This window comes from Streptomyces sp. NPDC013187 (assembly GCF_042899705.1).
Taxonomy (GTDB): Bacteria; Actinomycetota; Actinomycetes; order Streptomycetales; family Streptomycetaceae; genus Streptomyces; species Streptomyces hawaiiensis_A.
The window spans coordinates 395,565-416,090 of the sequence record NZ_JBIBAF010000008.1; the positions used below are offsets into that span (position 1 = coordinate 395,565).

The window sequence follows — 20,526 nt, forward strand, 5'->3', positions numbered from 1 at the left end:
GAAGCTACCGCAGCCCACTGACAACGGCCCCCCGAGCGCACAAAGGCGCAGGTGGAAGCAGGTGATCCAAGACCGGCCGGACCGGCCCGCAGGGTCTTCACACGAGCTCCTTGACCGACATGAGCAGATGCCGGTGCTCCCCGGCCGCCCCGCCGGCACCCTCCTCCCCGGCCGCCCCGCCCGCACCCTCCTCCCCGCCGCCCGGCACCGCGTGCAGCAGCGCCCGCTGCCCCGCCCCGAGCAGTTCCAGCCGCACCCGCGGGCTCTCGAAGGACGTCAGGGCGTCCAGCAGGTAGGCCGGGTTGAACGCGACCGGCATCTCGTCGGCACCGCTCAGCGTGGCGGGCAGCCGCTGGGCCGCCATGTCGTCGCCGTAGCCGGCGCGCAGCCGTACGGATCCGCCGGCCGAGAAGTCCAGCCGCACGGGGCTGTTCGCCTCCGCCACCACCGCGACCCGCCGCACCGCCTCCGTGAGGTCCTCGCGCTGCACCTCGGCGACCGCGGCCCCCGCCATGTCGAACAGCGACGTGTACGCCGGCAGCCGCCCGTCCAGCAGCCGCAGCGCGGTGCGGGTCCGCCCGCCCTCGAAGCCGACCAGCCCGCCGCCCCCGCCCGGCTCCCACCCGATCCGCACGTCCCCGCACCGCCCCAGCGACCGCGCCACGTCCAGCAGCCGCCGCGCGGGCAGCAGAGTCTCCACGACCCCGTCTCCGGCGGCGGCCTCCGGCTTCCACTCCAGCCGGCGCACCGCGTACCGGTAGCGGTCCGAGGCGGCCAGGGTCATCTCCCCGCCGTCGAGACGCAGTTGGACGCCCGTCAGCAGGGGCAGGGTGTCGTCCCGTCCGGCGGCGACCGCGACCTGGGCGACGGCGGTCGCGAACGCGGCGGCGTCGACGGTGCCGTAGGGCGCGGGCGGCGCGGGCAGGGACGGGTACTCCGCGAGCGGCAGCGTCGACAGCCCGAAGCGTGTGCCGTCCGCCTCCACCGTGAACCGCGAGGCCTCCAGCGCGCAGCTCACCGGCCCGTCCGGCAGCACTCGGCAGACGTCGACCAGCCGCCGCCCCGGGACGAGCACCCGCCCGGGCCCGGCCGCCTCCGCATCGGCCTCCACCCGCACCGCCGCCTCGAAGTCGAACCCCGTGACGGCCAGCCGCCCCGCGCCCGCCTCCAGCAGCAGCCCGCCCAGCACCGGCACCGGCGTCCGCCCGGGCAGCGCCCGTGCCGCCCGGCCCACGGCGTCGGCGAACTCCGTACGGTCGATCCGGAACTCCATGACACATCCCCCTGCTCGGTCCGGTGGTCAGCCGACGCGGACGGTATCCGCACCCACTGACAACCGGCCCCGGACAGGGGGATCCACGTCGAAGCTCAGGCAGCCGCGGGGTCAGGTGGCGGCGCTGCTCGAAGCTCAGGCCGCAGCGGCCAGGTGGCGGCGCTGCAGTCGGGCCGCCCGGGTCCCGAAGACGGTGATCGTCACGACACCCAGGACCGCCAGGAGCCCGACCCCGACCGTCCCGGCCCAGCCGCCGGCGTGGAACGCGATCGCGCCGACCGTGCTGCCCGCGCTGGAGCCGATGTAGTAGGCGGACTGGTACAGCGCCGAGGCCTGGGCGCGGCCGTGCGTGGCCGTCTTGCTGACCGCCGAGGAGGCGACCGCGTGGCCCGCGAAGAAGCCCGCCGTGATGAGGACCAGGCCCAGCAGGACCAGCGGGAGGGTGCCCGCCAGGGACAGCAGCAGGCCCGCAGCGGTCGTGCCGCCGCCCGCGTACAGCGCGCCCCGGCGGCCCAGCCGGCCGACCAGCCGGCCCGCGGTCGACGCCGACACCGTGCCGACCAGGTACACCAGGAAGATGGAGCCGATGATGCCCTGCGGCAGGGAGAACGGGGCCTCGGTCAGCCGGTAGCCGATGACGGTGTACACGCCGCCGAACACCGTCATGAACAGCGCGCCGATCGCGTACAGCCGGCACAGCAGCGGGTTGGACAGGTGGTCTCGGACCGTCCGGGCCAGGACGCGCGGTCGCAGCGAACCGGCCCTGAAGTGCCGCGGGGCGGGGAGCAGCAGTCGGAAAGCCACCGCGCACGCCACCGCGATCACACCGATGGCCCCGACGGCGACCCGCCAGCCCCACTCCTGCGCGACCCAGCCGGTGATGACCCGGCCGCTCATCCCGCCGACGCTGTTGCCGGCGACGAACAGGCCGATGGCGGTGACCAGAGCCTTGGGGGTGACCTCCTCCGCGAGGTACGCGGTCGCCGACGCCGGCAGCCCGGCCAGGGCGGCGCCCTGCAGGGCCCGCAGCGCGATCAGCACCCCGAGGGAGGGGGCGAAGGGCACCAGCAGCCCGAGTGTGACCGCCACGGCCAGCGACACGGTCATGACCGCCCGGCGTCCGAAGCGCTCCGACAGGGCGCTCATCGGCAGCACGAACAGCGCCAGCCCGCCCGTCGCGGCGGCCACCGTCCAGCTCGCGTCGCTCGCCGCCACCCCGAACTCGCCGGAGATCAGCGGGAGCAGCGCCTGGGTGGAGTACAGCAGCGCGAAGGTCGCGACACCCGCGAGGAAGAGGGCGAAGCTCATCCGGCGATAGCCGGGGCCGCCCGGGGACACACGTGAGTCGGCAGTGGGAACAGAGGCATCGGCGCCCACGACGGTGGACGCCCCGGTACTGGCGGGAGACATGCCTCGAACCTACGGACGCCGGTACTCATCCGTCCAATGCATGGAACGGTCATAATCGTTCCCATGGTGCATCAACAGAGCTCACAGGGTCGCCTGTCACCAAGCAGTGACACAGAAGACATGGCAGAGATGTCGAAGGTGCTGGCGCCGCGCCTCGCCTACTTCGCGGGCGTCGCCCGCACCGAGCACGTCACCCGGGCCGCCCAGGAGATGAACGTCCCCCAGTCGACCCTGTCCCGCTCCATGGCCCGCCTGGAGCAGGACCTGGGCGTCGACCTGTTCGCCCGGCACGGCCGCACGGTCTCCCTCACCCCGGCCGGCCGCACCTTCCTCGCCTCCGTGGAGCGTGCCCTGGCCGAGGTGGAGCGCGCCGCCGAGGAGGTGCGCGCCGACGCCGACCCGACCACCGGCAAGGTCGCCTTCGGCTTCCTGCACACCATGGGCGCCGAGACCGTCCCGGGCCTCCTGCACGCCTTCCGCGCCGACCACCCCCGCGTCCGCTTCAGCCTGGTCCAGAACTACGGCGAGGCCATGCTGGAACGCCTGCGCGCGGGCGAGCTCGACCTGTGCCTGACCTCCCCCGTGCCGGACGCCCCCGACCTGGTGGCCCGCCGCCTGGACGAGCAGAAGCTGCGCCTGGTCGTCCCCGCCGACCACTCCCTCGCCGGCCGCCGCCGCATCCGCCTCGCCGAGGCCGCGGACGAAACCTTCGTCACCCTGGAACCCGGCTACGGCCTGCGCCGCATCACCGACGACCTCTGCAAGGAGGCGGGCTTCAAGCCCCGCATCGCCTTCGAGGGAGAAGAGGCGGAAACACTGAGGGGTCTGGTGGCGGCGGGCCTCGGCGTGGCCCTCCTGCCCCCACCGGCCGTCCCCCGCCCGGGAGTCGTCGAACTGACGGTGACCGCCCCACGTGCCGTCCGCGAAATCGGGGTCGCCTGGCTGGAAGGCCACCCGGACACACCCCCGGTAGCGGCCTTCAAGAAGTTCCTTCTCTCAAGAAGGGGCAGCTTGTTGCCAACCTGAAGGGGCGCGGGGCTGTATCGATCTGCGGCTCCGCCGCGTGGGCGCGATCAGCCACAACAGACCCGCAGCGCGAACACAACAACTGCCCCGAAGGCGCTACCGCCTCGAAGGACTGAACCCCGCAGCCAACGGCATCCGCAACCCCAACGGCGGCGGCGCGGCGAACGCGTCCCGCACGGGCCGCGACAGCGCCCGCCCGAACAACGCCCCCATCACGAAGTCCTCGGCCAGAGCCAGCACTTCGTCCCGGTACTGATGCAACCCGTGCCCGTCCGAGTGCACTTCGAACCGGCACACGTCCCGGTTCGCCTTCTTCGCCCGCGCCGCCAGCCGGAACGACAGCTCGGGATCCGTCCGCCCGTCGTTCGTGCCGTGCACGATCAGCACCTGACGCCCGACCAGCTGCTTCACCGGTTCGGGTGGCGCGGCGACGTCCTCCTCCGGCAGCCAAGGGGCGAGTGCGAGCACGGAGTTGACGGCCTCGTGACCGCCCGCCCGCAGCCCGGCCCGGCCGCCCATCCCGAGACCGACGAGGCAGACCGGGACGTCCCCGTATCGCCGGACGACCTCGTCGGCCGCCCAGGTGGCGTCCTGCGCGAGATTGGCCTCGTCACCGTTCCAGCCGCGGCAGCGGTAGTGCACGACGTGCGCGGCGAGACCCTCGTCCCGGCCCGCGCGGGCCAGGCGGCGGCCGACGGCATGCACGGAAGCGGCCGCCAGCAGGGGCGACGGTCTGCGGCCGCTGACCTCGTCGCCGCCAGGGAGCAGCAGCACCACGCCGCTCACCGCCGTCGGTTCCGGACCGAGTGCCCTGCCCAGCCGGGCCCTGCGAACCGGCGTCGCTTGGTGTGCCATGACAGAACAGTGTCAGAAGCGCGGGTGTACGCGGCCCGTCCTCGGGGTCACCGTTACGTATCGACGAAAACGTCAAGCGTCCGGGAGCGCGCCGTCTACGCGCGTAGGAGTTACAGTGCGGAAATGACGAGCCAGACCATTGCGAACACCCCGACACCGGACCAGATCCGCCGGGCACCCAAGGTTCTGCTGCACGACCACCTCGACGGCGGTCTGCGCCCCGGCACGATCGTGGAACTCGCCCGGGCCGGCGGCTACACCCAGCTCCCCGACACCGACCCCGAGAAACTCGGCGTCTGGTTCCGCGAGGCCGCCGACTCCGGTTCCCTGGAGCGGTACTTGGAGACGTTCTCGCACACCGTCGGCGTCATGCAGACCCGCGACGCCCTGGTCCGGGTCGCCGCCGAGTGCGCCGAGGACCTGGCCGCGGACGGCGTCGTCTACGCCGAGGTGCGCTACGCCCCCGAGCAGCACCTGGAGGGCGGCCTCAGCCTCGAAGAGGTCGTCGAGGCCGTCAACGAGGGCTTCCGGGAAGGGGAGCGGCGCGCCCGGGAGAACGGTCAGCGCATCCGCGTGGGCGCGCTGCTCACCGCCATGCGGCACGCGGCCCGCGCCCTGGAGATCGCCGAACTCGCCAACCGGCACCGGGACCTGGGTGTCGTCGGCTTCGACATCGCGGGTGCCGAGGCCGGCTACCCGCCCACCCGGCACCTGGACGCCTTCGAGTACCTCAAGCGCGAGAACAACCACTTCACCATCCACGCCGGCGAGGCCTTCGGGCTGCCGTCCATCTGGCAGGCCCTCCAGTGGTGCGGCGCCGACCGGCTCGGCCACGGTGTGCGGATCATCGACGACATCCGGGTCCACGAGGACGGCCGGGTCGAACTCGGGCGGCTCGCCTCCTACGTCCGGGACAAGCGCATCCCGCTGGAGCTGTGCCCGAGCTCCAACCTCCAGACCGGGGCCGCGTCCTCGTACGCCGAGCACCCCATCGGTCTGCTGCGCCGGCTGCACTTCCGGGCCACGGTCAACACGGACAACCGCCTGATGTCCCACACCAGCATGAGCCGGGAATTCGAGCACCTTGTCGAGGCGTTCGGTTACACGCTCGACGACATGCAATGGTTCTCCGTCAATGCGATGAAATCATCTTTCATTCCTTTCGATGAACGGCTGGCCATGATCAATGACGTGATCAAGCCTGGATATGCCGAGCTGAAATCCGAATGGCTGTTCCGTCAGACCGCCTCCACCAGCGGTTCTGACGCCTCGTAGGGCTGATTCAGGGGTATTCGGCGCACAGCGAATGCGGGCGGTGTTCACCAGCCGTCCGCATTTCGATGTTTGCGGCGGACGGTGCGGCCTGATTACGGTCGCTGAACCGCTCACACCCGTCATCCCGTAACGAGGACGCATTTCATGAAGCAGTCTGCTGCCAAGACCCTCGGTGTCGCCGCTCTCGGTGCCGCCTTCGCCGCCGCCGGTGCGGGTGCCGCCAACGCCGCCCCGGCCCTCCCGGACTCCGCCCAGACGCTGGAGACCGTCACCGCGGTGCTCCCGGCGGAGCAGCTCTCCCAGACGCTGCCGGCGGGCTCGGGTGAGGCGGTGGGCCAGGGGCAGGCCCTGGCCGGTACCGGTCTCGCCGCCGCCCAGCCGGTCGCCGGGCAGCTGCTCGCCCAGGGCCCGACCGGCCCGGCCGCCAAGCTGCTCGGCGGGCTCCCCGCCAAGGGTCTGCCGGTGAACGGCGTGCCGGCCGTCTGACCCTCCCGTCGAGGCGGGCACACAGCCGATGGGGCGCACCCGCACGGGGTGCGCCCCATCGGCGTTCTCGCACACGGGCGTTACCAGGCCGTCCTGGCCTTGCCGTGCGTCTTGTCCTCCGCGGGCAGCAGGATCCACAGCGCGATGTACAGCAGGAACTGCGGGCCGGGCAGCAGGCACGAGACGAGGAAGATCACGCGCATCGTCGTCGCGGAGGTGCCGAAGCGCCGGGCCAGTGCGGCGCACACTCCGCCGATCATGCGGCCGTGGGTGGGGCGGGCGAGGCGGGACATGTGCGACTCCTTCAGCGTCGGTGCGTGAGGCCTCTCATGGCGAGTACCCCATCTGCCCTCCACGCTACGGAGACGAAGGGGGCAAAGCGTCGCTCCACGGGGCGATCCCGACCCTGGGAATCGTCGGGGTCCGACCCTGAGCCGGCTCCTCCGGAGGGTGGGGCGTGCGCAGCAGCGGGGCGGCGGTACGGCGGCGCAGCCAGGAGCGGCCCGCCGGGACCAGCGCGACGTGCGCGAGGGCCACGCCCACGGTGTTCAGGAACAGCGAGTCGACGTCGACGACCTGACCGGGCACGCCGGTCTGCAGCAGTTCGATGCCCCAGGAGAGCAGCGCCCCGGCCGCGACGGTGCGCAGCAGGGACGCCAGCGGCGAGACGACCAGCCTGCCGCCCGCCAGCGGCAGCAGGACACCCAGCGGGGCGAGCAGGGCCAGCCCCTCCCCGATCCGGCGGGCCGCCTCGGGCCAGCCCAGGGCGAGATCGGCCCGGATACCGGCGAACGGCCGGAGATTGGCGGGCATCACCCAGGGCACGTCCAGTGGCCGCAGCGTGAACCAGGCGACGAACGCCAGGTGTGCGACGAGGAGGACACCTCCTGTCACACGGATGCGGAACGCGGCGCTGCCGCCGATGGAGCCTTGACGCTGCACGACCCCCAAGACGCGGCCTCCGGCGCCTTCGGTTCCGGGACGGGCCCCGTCGGCCCTGTGAGGCATACGCCACAGCCCCGGCCGGATCACTCCCCGGCGGCGTCCTTCGACGGCGGTTCCGTGCTGCCTGGCCTGGCCCGCACCTCGTCGGTGCACTCGTAGCGGCGCGGGCTCTCGGCGCCCGGGCCGCCCAGGACCACCGAGCCGTCGCCCTCGGCCGCGGCCGAGTCGGAGAAGGTGCACACGATCTGCGCGAGGGCGTACGAGGTGAGGCCGGTTGGTGCCGTGCTCAGCCGCAGCGTGTCGTCCGGGTCGCCCGGGCGCGGCCCGCCGACCGTGATGCCGCCGCGGACGTCCGTGCTGTAGCCGGCTTCCTTCTCGGCGGTGGACGGCGGTGTGGCGAGCTGGTCCAGCAGGCCCTGCGCGACGAGGATGCGCCGCTCGGAGTCGGCCGCGCCGTCCGGGACCCGCACGGTCCGGTCGACGGTCACCAGCGAGGACCCGCACAACAGGAACACCTGCACCGGCAGCCCCCGCGCGGCCTGGGTGGAGACGTCCGACTCGGAGAGGGAGCACTGCACCCGTGAGGGCGCGGGCCCGAAGTTCGTCGGCACCTCCGTGGCCCGGATCCCGCAGCCGGCCAGCAGCACGGCGAGCGCCGGAACGGCGAGCAGCCGGGACACGGCCGCCAGACGTGCGGTCATCATGCGTCCCCCTTCGAGTCCTCGCCCTGCGGCCGGTCGGTTCCGCTCTCCTGCCCCAGCTCGTCCTCGGCGGGCTGCTCCTCCGCGGGGGACGTGCCGCGCGGCAGCCGCAGGGTGAACACCGCACCCGAGTCGGGCGAGTTGGCCGCGGTGATCTCACCGCCGTGGATGTGGGCGTTCTCCAGCGCGATGGACAGCCCGAGGCCACTGCCCTCGGAGCGCGGCCGCGAGGCGCTGGCCTTGTAGAAGCGGTCGAAGACGTGCGGCAGGACGTCCTCCGGGATGCCGGGCCCGTGGTCCTGGACCTCGATGACGATCGAGTCGTCCGCCTCCCGCACGGACACCCGCACCGGGGAGCCGCCGTGCTTGAGCGCGTTGCCGATGAGGTTGGCCAGGATGACGTCCAGACGGCGCGGGTCCAGCCGGGCGTGCAGGCCACGCTCGGCGTCCAGCTCGACCGCGTCCAGCCAGGCCCTGGCGTCGATACAGGCGGTGATCTGGTCGGCGAGGTCGACGTCGTCCAGGACGAGCCGCGCGGTGCCCGCGTCGAAGCGGGTGACCTCCATCAGGTTCTCGACCAGGTCGTTCAGCCGTCGCGTCTCGCTGACCACCAGCCGGACGGCCGGCTCGATCATCGGGTCCATGCTGCCGGTCTCCGCCTCCAGCTCCTCCTCGAGCACCTCCGTCACGGCGGTGATCGCGGTGAGCGGCGTGCGCAGCTCATGGCTCATGTCGGCCACGAACCGCCGGGACGCCTCGTCCCGGGCGGCCATGTCGGCGACCCGCTTCTCCAGCGCCTCGGCCGCGTTGTTGAACGTCCGGGACAGATCGGCGAGTTCATCGGTCCCGGACACGCGCAGCCGGGTGTCCAGCTTGCCCTCGCCGAGCCGCCGCGCGGCCGCCCCGAGCCGCTGCACCGGCTTCAGCACCGTCGTCGCCGCGGCCTGCGCGAGCAGCGCCGAGCCGATCAGCGCGAGGCCCGTGGCGATGCCCAGCGACCAGGCCAGCGAGTTGAGGTCCTTGGCCTCCGGCTCCAGCGACTTGAGCATGTAACCGGTCGGACCGCCGCCGATCACCCGCGTACCGGCCACCAGGTACGGGGTGTCGTGATCGACTATCCGCTGCCAGTACAGGTGGTACGGGTGCTTGTTGGCCCCGTCGAGCTTCTGTGTCTTGTTCACCGCCGTGCGCAGCGACTTCGGCACGTCCTGCAGCGAGAAGCCGTTCAGTCCGCCGGAGCTGCCGTAGACGGTCCTGCCCTCGGCGTCGCGGCCGACCAGCAGCACGCTGAAGCGCTGGTCGCTGCCCGCCATCTGGCCCGCGGTGTGCTGCAGCTCGTCCTGCGTGGGACGCTCGGGCAGCGCGCCCGCCCGGTTCTGCATCTCCTGCTCGAAATCGCGCAGCACGGCGTCCTGGGTGCGGGTGAGCACGGCCTCGCGGTTGAGCCAGTACGCGATCGCGGACGCGGACACGGCGGCCGTCAGGGCCACCAGTCCGAAGACGACGACCAGCCGCAGCCGCAGGCTGGTGAAGCGCAGCCCCGACAGAACTCCCTTGCGCGCCCCGGTCCAGCCGTGGGCCCCCCCTTGGTGCGCCTGGGTCACTGAGGCGCGTCCAGCCGGTAGCCGACACCCCGCACGGTACGGATCAGCGTCGGGGACGACGGCACGTCCTCGACCTTGGCACGCAGCCGCTGGACACAGGCGTCCACGAGACGCGAGTCGCCCAGGTAGTCGTGCTCCCACACCAGCCGCAGCAGCTGCTGCCGGGACAGCGCCTGGCCCGGCCGCCGGCTCAGCTCCAGCAGCAGCCGCAGCTCGGTCGGCGTGAGCTGGAGGTCCTCGCCGTTCTTCGTCACGGTCATCGCCGAGCGGTCGATGACGAGGCTGCCGAAGCTCGCCGCGTCGTTCGACTCCCGCTCGCCGCGCCGCAGCACGGCCCGGATCCGGGCGTCGAGCACCCGCCCCTGCACCGGTTTGACGACATAGTCGTCGGCGCCGGACTCCAGCCCGACCACCACGTCGATGTCGTCGCTGCGCGCGGTCAGCAGGATGATCGGCAACTGGTCCGTGCGCCGGATGCGCCGGCACACCTCGAACCCGTCGATGCCGGGCAGCATCACGTCCAGCACGATCAGATCCGGCCGCTGCTCGCGCAGGAGCTTCAGACCGTCCTCACCGCTGGCAGCGGTCGCCACGCGATGACCCTGGCGCGTCAGTGAGAGCTCCAGGGCCGTCCGGATGGCGTCGTCGTCCTCGATCAGCAACAGGGAAGGCACGCGCTCATTCTGGCCCATGGAGGGGCCGGGCTTCGACCGGTGGGGCCCACTCGGTGCCGCCGGTACCGCCGACGCGTGTGCGCGAGCTGTGGCCGGCCTGTGGCCGACCCCTGTGACAGGCCTGTGACAGTCGGCGGACACGGCCATGAAAGTGCCGCGGCAAGCTTCTCGGCACAGGCAAGGAAGCCCGCCCGAACAGGCGGGCCGCACATCGGAAGTCCACGACGGGGGGCGCGAGATGAACACGCTGCACGGCATCAGCACCAGCGCAGTTGTCACGCGTCTGCACGACGTGCACCGGGGTTCCGAGAAGTCCGGTGCCGTGAGCGGGCGGGGGTGCGCTCGCGGCACCGGGCGTCAGCACACCGGGTTCATGACGGTGGTTGACGCACCCACGGGGGAGAACAAGGGGACGGGGGAGGCTCACGGGGGAGCCGCGTACGGGGAGGGCTCGGGGGAGCGCCGCTCAATGGCGGAGGCGGAGTTCACCGCCTACGTCCAGGAGCGCCGCGCCTCCCTGTACGCAACCGCCTACCACCTGACCGGCGACCGCTTCGAGGCCGAGGACCTGCTGCAGAGCGCGCTGTTCTCGACCTACCGGGCGTGGGACCGGATCAGTGACAAGGCGGCGGTCGGCGGATACCTCCGCCGCACCATGACCAACCTGCACATCAGCGCCTGGCGGCGCCGCAAGCTCAACGAGTACCCGACCGAGGAACTGCCGGAGACGCCCGGTGACACGGACGCGATGCGCGGCACCGAGCTGCGCGCGGTCCTGTGGCAGGCGCTGGCCCGGCTGCCCGAACTCCAGCGCACCATGCTGGTCCTGCGCTACTACGAGGGCCGCACGGACCCGGAGATCGCGGAGATCCTCGACATCAGTGTCGGCACGGTGAAGTCCAGCATCTGGCGGTCGCTTCGCCGGCTGCGCGAGGACGAGGTCCTCAGCTTCGGCCGTGACGAGGAGGACGCCTTCGGCGAGCTCGTCGCCTGAGGCCGGGGGGAGCACCACAAGGGGGCCCACGGGGGAACTGCAGGGACGCCGGGGGGCGTCTTCGCAGGAGAGTGGGGACTCGGGGGAGGACAACGGGGGAGCAGGGAAGCGGGACTGGAGGGCCGGGGGGTCCGTCCAGTCCCGCTTTCTTTGTGCCCTGACCGCCTGGACCGGCAGGCGCCCTCGGCCACCTGATGCCCAGGTCACTCCGCCGCCCAGGCCGCCTGATGCTCAGGCCACCCCGCCGCCCAGGCCGCCTGCAGCCCAGGTCACTCCGCCGCCCAGGCCACCTGCCGTCTCGGCCGCCTTCCGTCTAGGCCGCGGTGCGGAGGCTCTCGCACCGGCCTGCCGCCGCTGCCGCCAGCCGGCCCATCGCCTCGTCTCGGTCGCAGGCGTACGCGCCCAACGCGGTCTGGCGGGCGACGATGGTGCGTTCCTGCCGCATCAGCCGCCAGCCGCGGCGCAGCAGGAACGGCACCGACTTGCGGCCCTCCTTCAGGTCCCGCAGGAAGCGGCGGCGGAACGTCTTCACGGGGCCCCGGCTCAGGCACAGCGCGTCGGCGAGGACACCGAGTTCACGGCAGCGCGTGACGATCTCCGCGGCGAAGACACCCTCCGCGATGAACAGCGGGGTCCGTCCGATGTCGACCGTCTCGTCGCCGGTGCGGGCGCTGAGCGAGAGGTCGTAGACGGGAACCTCCGTACGGCCCGTGCGGCACAGGTCGGCGATCGCGGTGACGGCCGTGTCCGCGTCCCAGGAGTCCGGGTGGTCCCAGTCGATGTCGGAGCTCCCCGCCACCAGGGGCAGTGTCGGGTCGTCGCCCTCCTTGTAGAAGTCGTCGAGCCGCAGCACCGGGAGGCCGGAGCGGGCCGAGAGGAGGGACTTGCCGGAGCCGGAAGGGCCGCAGAGCAGCACGACTCGCGTCGGTATGGGCAGAGGAGAACTCACGGGACACCAGTGTGAGGCATCGACCGGGGGCCGTACGACCCCGCGGGTCGGCTTTGATGCGCGCGTCACATCTCAACTACCCTTCGTGTCGTTCTGATTACCCACAGCGTCAAAAAGGTGGCAGTGATGGCCCGACACGACTCACCCATGAAGCCGACCGCCCAGCGTGCTCTGGCCGTCCTCGCGACCGCCGGCATGGCACTGGGAGCGGGTGCGGGTGCGGCGGCGGCCGCGGCGGGCACCGGCTCGGTCCTGGATGTGGTCCACACCTCTGTGGGGAAGACCGACCCCCGGGCCGGCCTCCGGGCGGCGAGCGACACCCTCGCCTACACCACCGGCACGATCACGGGCCTCAAGCCCAACCCCCTCGCCGGCACGGGAGTCGACCCGCTCGACAACGGCGTCGGCACCGAGGTCGCCGACTTCAAGCCGATGTCGTCCCGGGAGGTGACGGGGCCGGTGGCCCAGGCGCCGTCGGTCGGCGACACCCTGGTGCTGGGCCAGGTCACCAAGCTGGTCTCGGGCTGATTCACCGGAACCAGGCAGGTCCCGCAGCCGTTCGGGCGCGGAGAAGCCCCGGGCCTCCTGGACGGAGGAGGGCCGGGGCTTCCGTATCGAGGGGGCGGGCTAGTACGAGGAACCCGACGCGCCCAGTGACCCCGTGGGGTGCCAGACCGTTTTGGTCTCCAGGAACGCCGTCAGGCGGTCGGTCCCGGGTGTCTCCGCGTAATCCACAGGCTGTGGACGGACGACCCGCTTCAGGTTGTCGGCCGCCGCGATCTCCAGTTCCTTCGCCAGCACCTCGTCGGCCCCCGCGAGGTCGATCGCGTTGACGTCCTGGTGGGCCGCCAGCGGGGTCGCGATCTCAGCCGTACGGCCCGACAGGACGTTGACCACGCCGCCGGGGACGTCCGAGGTCGCCAGGACCTCGGCCAGGGACAGGGCGGGCAGCGGGGACTTCTCGCTCGCCACCACGACCGCCGTGTTGCCCGTCGCGATCACCGGGGCGAGCACCGACACCAGTCCCAGGAACGACGACTCCTGCGGCGCCAGCACCGCGACCACGCCCGTCGGCTCGGGCGAGGACAGATTGAAGAACGGACCCGCGACCGGGTTCCCGCCGCCGACCACCTGGGCGATCTTGTCGGTCCACCCGGCGTACCAGACCCAGCGGTCGATCGTCGCGTCCACGACCGCGGCCGCCTTGGACTTCGACAGGCCCTCCGCGTCGGCCACCTCACGGGTGAACTGGTCGCGACGGCCCTCCAGCATCTCGGCGACGCGGTAAAGGACCTGGCCGCGGTTGTACGCCGTCGCCCCGGACCAGCCGCCGAACGCCTTGCGGGCCGCGACCACCGCGTCACGGGCGTCCTTGCGGGACGACAGCGGCGCGTTCGCCAGCCACTTGCCCTTCGAGTCGGTCACCTCGTACACCCGGCCGCTCTCGGAACGCGGGAACTTGCCGCCCACGTACAGCTTGTAGGTCTTGAGGACACTGAGTCGCGTGTCAGACATCGAGGTACGCCTCCAGGCCGTGACGGCCGCCCTCGCGGCCGAAGCCCGACTCCTTGTAACCGCCGAACGGCGACGTCGGGTCGAACTTGTTGAACGTGTTGGACCAGACGACCCCCGCGCGGAGCTTGTTCGCGACCGCCAGGATGCGCGAGCCCTTCTCCGTCCAGATGCCGGCGGACAGGCCGTACGGCGTGTTGTTGGCCTTGGCAACCGCCTCGTCCGGCGTGCGGAACGTCAGCACCGACAGCACCGGGCCGAAGATCTCGTCGCGGGCGATCCGGTGCGCCTGGGTGACGTTCGTGAACAGCGTCGGGGCGAACCAGTAGCCGCTCTCCGGCAGTTCGCACGCCGGCGACCAGCGCTCGGCGCCCTCCGCCTCGCCCTGCTCGACGAGCGAGGTGATGCGGGTGAGCTGCTCCTCGGAGTTGATCGCGCCGATGTCGGTGTTCTTGTCCAGCGGGTCGCCGAGGCGGAGCGTCGACAGACGGCGCTTGAGGGAGTCGAGCAGCTCCTCCTGGATCGACTCCTGCACCAGCAGGCGGCTGCCCGCGCAGCAGACCTGGCCCTGGTTGAAGAAGATGCCGTTGACGATGCCCTCGACGGCCTGGTCGATGGGGGCGTCGTCGAAGACGATGTTGGCGCCCTTGCCGCCCAGTTCGAGCGTGACCTTCTTCTTGGTCCCGGCGACCGTGCGGGCGATCTCCTTGCCGACGGCCGTGGAGCCGGTGAAGGCGACCTTGTTCACGTCCGGGTGGGCGATCAGCGCCGCGCCCGCGTCGCCGTAGCCCGGGAGGATGTTGACGACGCCCTTGGGCAGGCCCGCCTGGCGGCAGATGTCCGCGAAGAACAGCGCCGAGAGGGGGGTGGTCTCGGCCGGCTTCAGCACGACCGTGTTGCCGGTCGCGAGCGCCGGGGCGATCTTCCACGCCAGCATCAGGAGAGGGAAGTTCCAGGGGATGACCTGGCCCGCGACACCGAGGGGCCTCGGGTTCGCGCCGAAGCCGGCGTGGTCGAGCTTGTCGGCCCAGCCCGCGTAGTAGAAGAAGTGCGCCGCGACCAGGGGGAGGTCCGCGTCGCGGGTCTCCTTGATCGGCTTGCCGTTGTCGAGGGTTTCGAGGACGGCGAGCTCGCGGGAACGCTCCTGGATGATCCGCGCGATGCGGAACAGGTACTTGGCGCGCTCCGAGCCCGGCAGCGCCGACCACTTCTCGAAGGCCCTGCGCGCGGCCTTCACCGCGCGGTCGACGTCCTCGGAACCGGCCTGGGCGATCTCGGAGAGGACCTCCTCCGTGGACGGGGAGACGGTCTTGAAGACCTTGCCGTCCGCGGCTTCGACGAACTCGCCGTCGATGAACAGGCCGTACGAGGGAGCGATGTCGGCGATCGCGCGCGACTCGGGGGCCGGGGCGTATGCGAATACCGAAGACACGTTTTCCATAGTCATGGGGTCTCAGTCCACCGTCACGTAGTCGGGACCGGAGTAGCGGCCGGTGGCCAGCTTCTGGCGCTGCATCAGCAGGTCGTTCAGCAGCGAGGAGGCGCCGAAGCGGAACCAGTGGTTGTCCAGCCAGTCCGCGCCCGCGGTCTCGTTGACCAGCACGAGGAACTTGATGGCGTCCTTCGAGGTGCGGATGCCGCCGGCCGGCTTCACACCGACCTGGATGCCGGTCTCCGCGCGGAAGTCCCGCACCGCCTCCAGCATGAGCAGTGTGTTGGCCGGGGTCGCGTTGACGGCGACCTTTCCGGTGGAGGTCTTGATGAAGTCCGCGCCCGCCAGCATGCCGAGCCAGCTCGCGCGGCGGATGTTGTCGTACGTCGAGAGCTCGCCGGTCTCGAAGATGACCTTCAGGCGCGCTGAGGTGCCGCAGGCCTCCTTCACGGCGGTGATCTCGTCGTACACCTTCAAGTATCGACCCGCGAGGAACGCCCCGCGGTCGATGACCATGTCGATCTCGTCGGCACCGGCGGCGACCGCGTCGCGCACGTCGGCCAGCTTGACGTCGAGCGCGGCACGTCCTGCCGGGAACGCCGTGGCCACCGAGGCGACCTTCACGCCGGAGCCCGCCACGGCCTCCTTGGCCACGGCCACCATGTCGGGGTAGACGCAGACCGCCGCGGTGGCGGGCGTCGTACGGTCCGTCGGGTCGGGCTTGACCGCCTTCGCGCCGAGCGCCCGGACCTTGCCCGGGGTGTCCGCGCCTTCCAGCGTCGTCAGGTCGACCATCGAGATGGCGAGGTCGATGGCGTACGCCTTCGCGGTCGTCTTGATCGAACGGGTGCCGAGGGAGGCCGCGCGGCCCTCGAGTCCGACCGCGTCGACGCCGGGGAGCCCGTGGAGGAAGCGGCGCAGCGCGCTGTCGGACGCGGCGACGTCCTTGAGGGGGTGAGCTGCGGTGAGTGCAGAACTGGGCATGGTCACCAGACGAGCATATCTACGCGCGTAGCGGCTGTACAGTCCCCCGGTTCTCTCCCGGGCGGATCCGACGCTTGCCCGCGGGCGGATGAGGGACCCGCGGAAGGGTCCGGCAGAATCGAGACATGACGAGCCCAGAACCCCAGCGGCCGGCGCCGCAGCCCTCGGAACCCGAGTCCAAGGACCGGGTGTACCGGTCGGTCCCGGCCATCGCCGGTGGCGTGCTGCTGCTCGCCATCGCCGGGTGGCTCGGTATCGACGCGATCCTCTCCGGGGAGGGGCGCACGCCGTGGCTCGCGCTCGCCGTGCTGCTCCTCGTCGCGCCGCTGGTCGTCGCCTTCACCCTGCGGCCGGCCGTGTACGCCGGCGACGACCGGCTGCGGATCCGCAACCCCTTCCGGCTCGTCGTCGTGCCCTGGGGGCAGGTCGCCTCGCTGCGCTCCGCCTACTCGAACGAGGTCCTCACCGAGTCGGGTACGAAATACCAGCTGTGGGCCGTGCCCGTCTCGCTGCGTGCGCGCAAGAAGGCCGCGCGGCGCGAGATGCGGGCGACGGCACAGGCGCGCCGGGAGATGGGCCGGGACGAGGGCCGCGGCAGTGCGCTCGGGATGCGGGCGGGCCTGGGTGACGGCCTCGGCGGGGATTCCGTCTCCGAGGGGCCCGTACGGGCCGAGACCGACCGGATCATGGACGAGCTGCGCGGACTGCACGAGGCGCGTCGCCAGGCGGAGTCGGCGCGGGGTGAGGTGACCGTGCGGTGGGCCTATGAGGTGCTGGCGCCGGCGGTCGCCGGGGCCGTGCTGGTGCTGATCCTGGTGGCGATGGGCTGATCCGGCTCCCGGCCTTCGCCCGGTGTGCCGGCCGCTCTGCCCGTGCGCTTGCTGCTCCGCGCGTGTCCTTGCTGCTCCGCGCGTGCCCGGAAACCGGTCCCTGTGAAAACCGGTGGAGTAGGTGCCTGCCCGAGCCTAGGTTCGCGGCATGAGTACCCGTACCTTCCGTGTCACCGTGCGAGGCGTTTTCGACGGGCTGAGCGCCGAGCAGCGGGCCGAGCTGCTCAATCGGGCCGCGGAGCACGATGTGCTGCGCGCGGCCTTCACGCCCGAGGGGAGCCTCACCTACGACGTGGCCGTGAGGCCCGCGTTCACCTTCCGCTTCCTGGACTCGGGGGAGGCCGAGGAGGACATCCTGGAGGCCACCGAGCGGGCCGAGGCGTCGGCGCGCGCGTGGCTGGAGCAGCGCGGGTACGGCTACAAGAACCTGAGGTCCACGGCCGAGGACCTCTCCCAGGCGCCTCTCGGCAAGCGGCAGCGGCGGGAGGCCGCCCGGAAGGGGTCCTGAGGCCTTGGCGGGGCGGTGGTGCGGGACCTCGGCGGAGGTGGTGCGGGCCCTCGGTCTCAGATGCCCGCCGCCGCCGACAGGTCGCGCTTGATCGACTCCAGCAGGGCCGTCGCCTTCGCGCGGGCCTCCGGGAGCTCCTTGTGCGACCCGACCGGGATCACGACCTCCAGGTAGCACTTCAGCTTCGGCTCCGTGCCGCTCGGGCGGACGATCACCCGCGCGCCGTCCAGGGTGTAGCGCAGTCCGTCCGTGGGCGGGAGCTCGGCCGTGCCCTGGGTGAGGTCGTCGGTACGGGTGATCCGCAGGCCGGCCAGTTCCGTCGGGGGCTGCTCGCGCAGGCGGCGCATCGCGGCGGCGATGAGGGAGAGGTCCTCCACGCGGACCGAGAGCTGGTCCGTCGCGTGCAGGCCGTGCTCCACCGCCAGGTCGTCCAGCAGGTCGAGGAGGGTGCGGCCCTCCTCCTTGAGTTGTGAGGCCAGTTCCGTGATCAGCAGCGCGGCGGTGATGCCGTCCTTGTCGCGTACGCCGTCGGGGTCCACGCAGTAGCCGAGGGCCTCCTCGTAGCCGAAGCGCAGGCCCTCGGCGCGGGCGATCCACTTGAAGCCGGTGAGGGTCTCGACGTGGGGGAGGCCCGCCTTCTCGGCGATCCGGCCGAGGAGGGACGACGAGACGATCGACTCCGCGAAGGTGCCGGTCGCTCCGCGCCGGACCAGATGGGCGGCGAGCAGCGCGCCGACCTCGTCACCGCGCAGCATGCGCCAGTCGCTGCCGTCCTGTACGGCGACGGCGCAGCGGTCCGCGTCCGGGTCGTTGGCGATGATCAGGTCCGGGGCGGTCTCGCAGGCGCGGGCCGTCGCGAAGGCCAGGTCCATCGCGCCGGGTTCCTCGGGGTTGGGGAACGCGACGGTCGGGAACTCCGGGTCGGGCTCGGCCTGCTCCGTGACGAGGACCGGTTCCGGGAAGCCGGCGCGGGCGAAGGCGGCCAGGAGGACGTCCTTGCCGACGCCGTGCATCGCCGTGTACACCGTGCGGGCCGTGCGGGGGGAGCCCTCGGACAGGACGGCGTCCGTGCGGGCGAGGTAGGCGTCGAGGACGCTGTCGTCGAGGGTGTCCCAGCCTTCGGTAGGGCGCCGGACGGTGGTGAGGGACGGGACGGCGGCGATCTCCGCCGCGATGTCGATGTCCGCCGGGGGGACGATCTGCGAGCCGTCGCCGAGGTACACCTTGTAGCCGTTGTCGCGGGGCGGGTTGTGGCTGGCGGTGACCTCCACGCCCGCGACCGCGCCGAGGTGCCTTATCGCGAAGGCGAGCACGGGGGTCGGGAGGGGGCGGGGGAGGACGGCCGCGCGCAGGCCCGCTCCGGTCATCACGGCGGCGGTGTCCTGGGCGAAGTCGTGGGACTTGTGGCGGGCGTCGTAGCCGATGACGACGAGGCCGGCTTCCCCTTCCCCGGCGGGGGGACCCTGCTTCTTGAGGTACGCGGCGAGGCCGGCGGCGGCGCGGATGACGACCGAGCGGTTCATGCGCATGGGGCCGGCGCCGAGTTCGCCGCGGAGGCCGGCGGTGCCGAACTGGAGCGTGCCGCTGAAGCGGGCGGCGAGTTCGGTGTGGTCCCGGGCGTCGATGAGGCGGGCCAGCTCGGTGCGGGTGTCCGGGTCGGGGTCCTCGGTGAGCCACGCCTGGGCCTGTGCGATGAGTTCTTCGTGCACGGTGTGGGGTCAGCCTCTCCGGTGTGGTGTGGGTGTGCGGCGGTCTGCGGTGGCCTGCGGCTGTGCGCGTGAGGTGGTGGGGGTGCGCGTCTCGCCTGGTGCCGGGTGTGGGTCGGGGCCGCGCCGGGGGGTGTCCGTCCTCGGAACGGCGCGATGGAACGGCGCGATGGGGTTGCGTACCGACTAACCGTCCGTTGACGCGCCAACCGCTGCGGGCGGACACCCCCGACACGTCCCCTCCTCGCCGTACGCGGGTGCGCGTGCGTCCCCCCGCCGCCTGCGGGTGGTGGCGGTCCTGTCCCCTTGCGGCTGTGGGCCGTCGCGGCCACCTTCTCGCGCAGGCCGACTGCAACCCCCCCAGGGGCGCGGGGAACTGCGCGACCAGCCACCACGGACCCGCAGCCGCCGGACTACAGGCGTGGCTTTGTCGGCCGCGAAGCCTTCTTAGAAGCCTTCTTACAGGCGGCCCAGGACCTGCGCGAGCAGGGAGCCCATCCGGGTAGCCGAGTCGCGGCCCGCCTGGAGGACCTCCTCGTGGTTCAGGGGTTCGCCCGTCATGCCCGCGGCGAGGTTGGTGACGAGGGAGATTCCCAGGACCTCGGCGCCCGCTTCGCGCGCGGCGATCGCCTCGAGGACCGTCGACATGCCCACCAGGTCCGCACCGATGACCCGGGCCATGCGGATCTCGGCCGGAGTCTCGTAGTGCGGGCCGGGGAACTGGGCGTAGACGCCCTCCTCCAACGTGGCGTCGACCTCCTTGCACAGGGCCCGCAGGCGCGGGGAGTACAGGTCGGTGAGGTCGACGAAGTTCGCGCCGACGATGGGGGAGGTGGCGGTGAGGTTGATGTGGTCGCTGATGAGGACCGGCTGGCCGGGGCGCATGCCCTCGCGCAGGCCGCCGCAGCCGTTGGTGAGGACGACCGTCTTGCAGCCGGCCGAGACCGCGGTGCGGACGCCGTGGGCGACCGCCGCCACCCCGCGGCCCTCGTAGTAGTGCGTACGGCCCAGGAAGACCAGGGCGCGCTTGTTGCCGATCCGGTACGAGCGGATCTTGCCCCCGTGGCCCTCCACCGCCGGCGGCGGGAAACCGGGGAGCTCGGTGACCTGGAACTCGGCCTCGGGGGCGCCCAGCGCGTCCACGGCCGGGGCCCAGCCGGAGCCCATCACGAGGGCGACGTCGTGGGTCTCGGCACCCGTCAGTTCGCGCAGGCGGGCCGCGGCGGCGTCGGCGGCCGCGTGGGGGTCGCCCTGGATGTCGTCCGGAAGAAGAGATGCGTTCACGCGGAAGAGGGTAGCCGCTGTTTGCCTACGCGCGTAGATGGCAGAGCTCACGGGGTGGCGATCGTTGTCTTGTCGTTT

21 protein-coding genes are annotated in these 20,526 nt (G+C 72.1%); 7 read left to right on the plus strand and 14 right to left on the minus strand.

The annotated features are described in order from the left end of the window. Positions 1-97 precede the first annotated feature (97 nt). Together dnaN and ACFY5B_RS19605 are read right to left on the minus strand one after the other, a co-directional pair. Positions 98-1,273: a DNA polymerase III subunit beta gene (dnaN, locus tag ACFY5B_RS19600; RefSeq protein WP_389970668.1), complete on the minus strand. Its 1,176-nt coding sequence runs from the start codon at positions 1,271-1,273 to the stop codon at positions 98-100. A 135-nt stretch (positions 1,274-1,408) separates the two neighbouring features. Then, complete coding sequence (locus tag ACFY5B_RS19605) at positions 1,409-2,683, minus strand: MFS transporter (protein WP_389970671.1); 1,275 nt, start codon at positions 2,681-2,683, stop codon at positions 1,409-1,411. 63 nt (positions 2,684-2,746) lie between these two features. Between ACFY5B_RS19605 and ACFY5B_RS19610 the strand changes: the two genes are divergently transcribed. Beyond that, on the plus strand, positions 2,747-3,709 hold the full coding sequence (locus ACFY5B_RS19610; RefSeq protein ID WP_389970674.1) for a LysR family transcriptional regulator: 963 nt from the start codon (positions 2,747-2,749) through the stop codon (positions 3,707-3,709). A gap of 96 nt (positions 3,710-3,805) precedes the next feature. Here ACFY5B_RS19610 and ACFY5B_RS19615 read toward each other — a convergent pair whose 3' ends face one another. Continuing rightward, on the minus strand, positions 3,806-4,564 hold the full coding sequence (locus ACFY5B_RS19615) for an alpha/beta hydrolase (protein WP_389970677.1): 759 nt from the start codon (positions 4,562-4,564) through the stop codon (positions 3,806-3,808). 123 nt (positions 4,565-4,687) lie between these two features. Between ACFY5B_RS19615 and ACFY5B_RS19620 the strand changes: the two genes are divergently transcribed. Both ACFY5B_RS19620 and ACFY5B_RS19625 read left to right on the plus strand, forming a co-directional pair. Next, positions 4,688-5,839: an adenosine deaminase gene (locus ACFY5B_RS19620; RefSeq protein WP_389970680.1), complete on the plus strand. Its 1,152-nt coding sequence runs from the start codon at positions 4,688-4,690 to the stop codon at positions 5,837-5,839. 144 nt (positions 5,840-5,983) lie between these two features. After that, the gene (locus ACFY5B_RS19625) at positions 5,984-6,325 is read left to right on the plus strand and encodes an ATP-binding protein (protein WP_389970683.1); all 342 of its coding nucleotides are present in this window, start codon (positions 5,984-5,986) and stop codon (positions 6,323-6,325) included. 80 nt (positions 6,326-6,405) lie between these two features. Here ACFY5B_RS19625 and ACFY5B_RS19630 read toward each other — a convergent pair whose 3' ends face one another. The 5 genes from ACFY5B_RS19630 to afsQ1 form a co-directional block, all read right to left on the minus strand. Continuing rightward, positions 6,406-6,618 (minus strand): PspC domain-containing protein, encoded by a 213-nt coding sequence (locus ACFY5B_RS19630; RefSeq protein ID WP_389970686.1) that lies wholly within the window; start codon positions 6,616-6,618, stop codon positions 6,406-6,408. 64 nt (positions 6,619-6,682) lie between these two features. Further along, the gene (locus ACFY5B_RS19635; RefSeq protein WP_389970688.1) at positions 6,683-7,267 is read right to left on the minus strand and encodes a VanZ family protein; all 585 of its coding nucleotides are present in this window, start codon (positions 7,265-7,267) and stop codon (positions 6,683-6,685) included. An 86-nt stretch (positions 7,268-7,353) separates the two neighbouring features. Continuing rightward, complete coding sequence (locus ACFY5B_RS19640) at positions 7,354-7,974, minus strand: hypothetical protein (protein WP_389970691.1); 621 nt, start codon at positions 7,972-7,974, stop codon at positions 7,354-7,356. Then, a complete protein-coding gene (locus tag ACFY5B_RS19645; protein ID WP_389970694.1) occupies positions 7,971-9,575 on the minus strand; it encodes an ATP-binding protein in 1,605 nt (534 codons plus the stop codon). The genes ACFY5B_RS19640 and ACFY5B_RS19645 overlap by 4 nt, the downstream gene beginning before the upstream one ends. Further along, positions 9,572-10,249 (minus strand): two-component system response regulator AfsQ1, encoded by a 678-nt coding sequence (afsQ1, locus tag ACFY5B_RS19650; RefSeq protein WP_053675520.1) that lies wholly within the window; start codon positions 10,247-10,249, stop codon positions 9,572-9,574. The genes ACFY5B_RS19645 and afsQ1 overlap by 4 nt, the downstream gene beginning before the upstream one ends. Positions 10,250-10,487: 238 nt before the next feature. Here afsQ1 and ACFY5B_RS19655 point away from each other — a divergent pair, with 238 nt between their 5' ends. Further along, positions 10,488-11,243, plus strand: a complete 756-nt coding sequence (locus tag ACFY5B_RS19655) for a SigE family RNA polymerase sigma factor (protein WP_389970697.1) — start codon at positions 10,488-10,490, stop codon at positions 11,241-11,243. A 313-nt stretch (positions 11,244-11,556) separates the two neighbouring features. Here the strand turns inward: ACFY5B_RS19655 and ACFY5B_RS19660 are convergent, their stop codons facing one another. After that, positions 11,557-12,261: a uridine kinase gene (locus ACFY5B_RS19660; RefSeq protein WP_389970700.1), complete on the minus strand. Its 705-nt coding sequence runs from the start codon at positions 12,259-12,261 to the stop codon at positions 11,557-11,559. Positions 12,262-12,318: 57 nt separating this feature from the next. Here ACFY5B_RS19660 and ACFY5B_RS19665 point away from each other — a divergent pair, with 57 nt between their 5' ends. Then, a complete protein-coding gene (locus ACFY5B_RS19665; protein ID WP_389970703.1) occupies positions 12,319-12,720 on the plus strand; it encodes a hypothetical protein in 402 nt (133 codons plus the stop codon). Positions 12,721-12,819: 99 nt separating this feature from the next. On the opposite strand, the gene ACFY5B_RS19670 is transcribed toward ACFY5B_RS19665, so the two are convergent. The 3 genes from ACFY5B_RS19670 to deoC are packed head-to-tail and all read right to left on the minus strand — an operon-like array spanning position 12,820 to position 16,120. Beyond that, the gene (locus ACFY5B_RS19670) at positions 12,820-13,707 is read right to left on the minus strand and encodes an aldehyde dehydrogenase family protein (RefSeq protein ID WP_389970706.1); all 888 of its coding nucleotides are present in this window, start codon (positions 13,705-13,707) and stop codon (positions 12,820-12,822) included. Continuing rightward, the gene (locus ACFY5B_RS19675; protein WP_389970709.1) at positions 13,700-15,136 is read right to left on the minus strand and encodes an aldehyde dehydrogenase family protein; all 1,437 of its coding nucleotides are present in this window, start codon (positions 15,134-15,136) and stop codon (positions 13,700-13,702) included. The genes ACFY5B_RS19670 and ACFY5B_RS19675 overlap by 8 nt, the downstream gene beginning before the upstream one ends. A gap of 21 nt (positions 15,137-15,157) precedes the next feature. After that, positions 15,158-16,120 carry a deoxyribose-phosphate aldolase gene (gene deoC, locus ACFY5B_RS19680; RefSeq protein WP_104777909.1) on the minus strand — a complete coding sequence of 321 codons (963 nt, stop codon included), beginning with the start codon at positions 16,118-16,120 and terminating at the stop codon, positions 15,158-15,160. Positions 16,121-16,245: 125 nt separating this feature from the next. On the opposite strand from deoC, the gene ACFY5B_RS19685 reads away from it, so the two are divergent. Continuing rightward, on the plus strand, positions 16,246-16,950 hold the full coding sequence (locus ACFY5B_RS19685; RefSeq protein WP_389970712.1) for a PH domain-containing protein: 705 nt from the start codon (positions 16,246-16,248) through the stop codon (positions 16,948-16,950). A gap of 148 nt (positions 16,951-17,098) precedes the next feature. After that, positions 17,099-17,458 carry a DUF6204 family protein gene (locus tag ACFY5B_RS19690; RefSeq protein WP_389970714.1) on the plus strand — a complete coding sequence of 120 codons (360 nt, stop codon included), beginning with the start codon at positions 17,099-17,101 and terminating at the stop codon, positions 17,456-17,458. Positions 17,459-17,514: 56 nt separating this feature from the next. Here ACFY5B_RS19690 and ACFY5B_RS19695 read toward each other — a convergent pair whose 3' ends face one another. Together ACFY5B_RS19695 and ACFY5B_RS19700 are read right to left on the minus strand one after the other, a co-directional pair. Then, on the minus strand, positions 17,515-19,167 hold the full coding sequence (locus tag ACFY5B_RS19695) for a phospho-sugar mutase (protein ID WP_389970717.1): 1,653 nt from the start codon (positions 19,165-19,167) through the stop codon (positions 17,515-17,517). A 456-nt stretch (positions 19,168-19,623) separates the two neighbouring features. After that, a complete protein-coding gene (locus ACFY5B_RS19700) occupies positions 19,624-20,448 on the minus strand; it encodes a purine-nucleoside phosphorylase (RefSeq protein WP_053675495.1) in 825 nt (274 codons plus the stop codon). Positions 20,449-20,526: the final 78 nt, after the last annotated feature.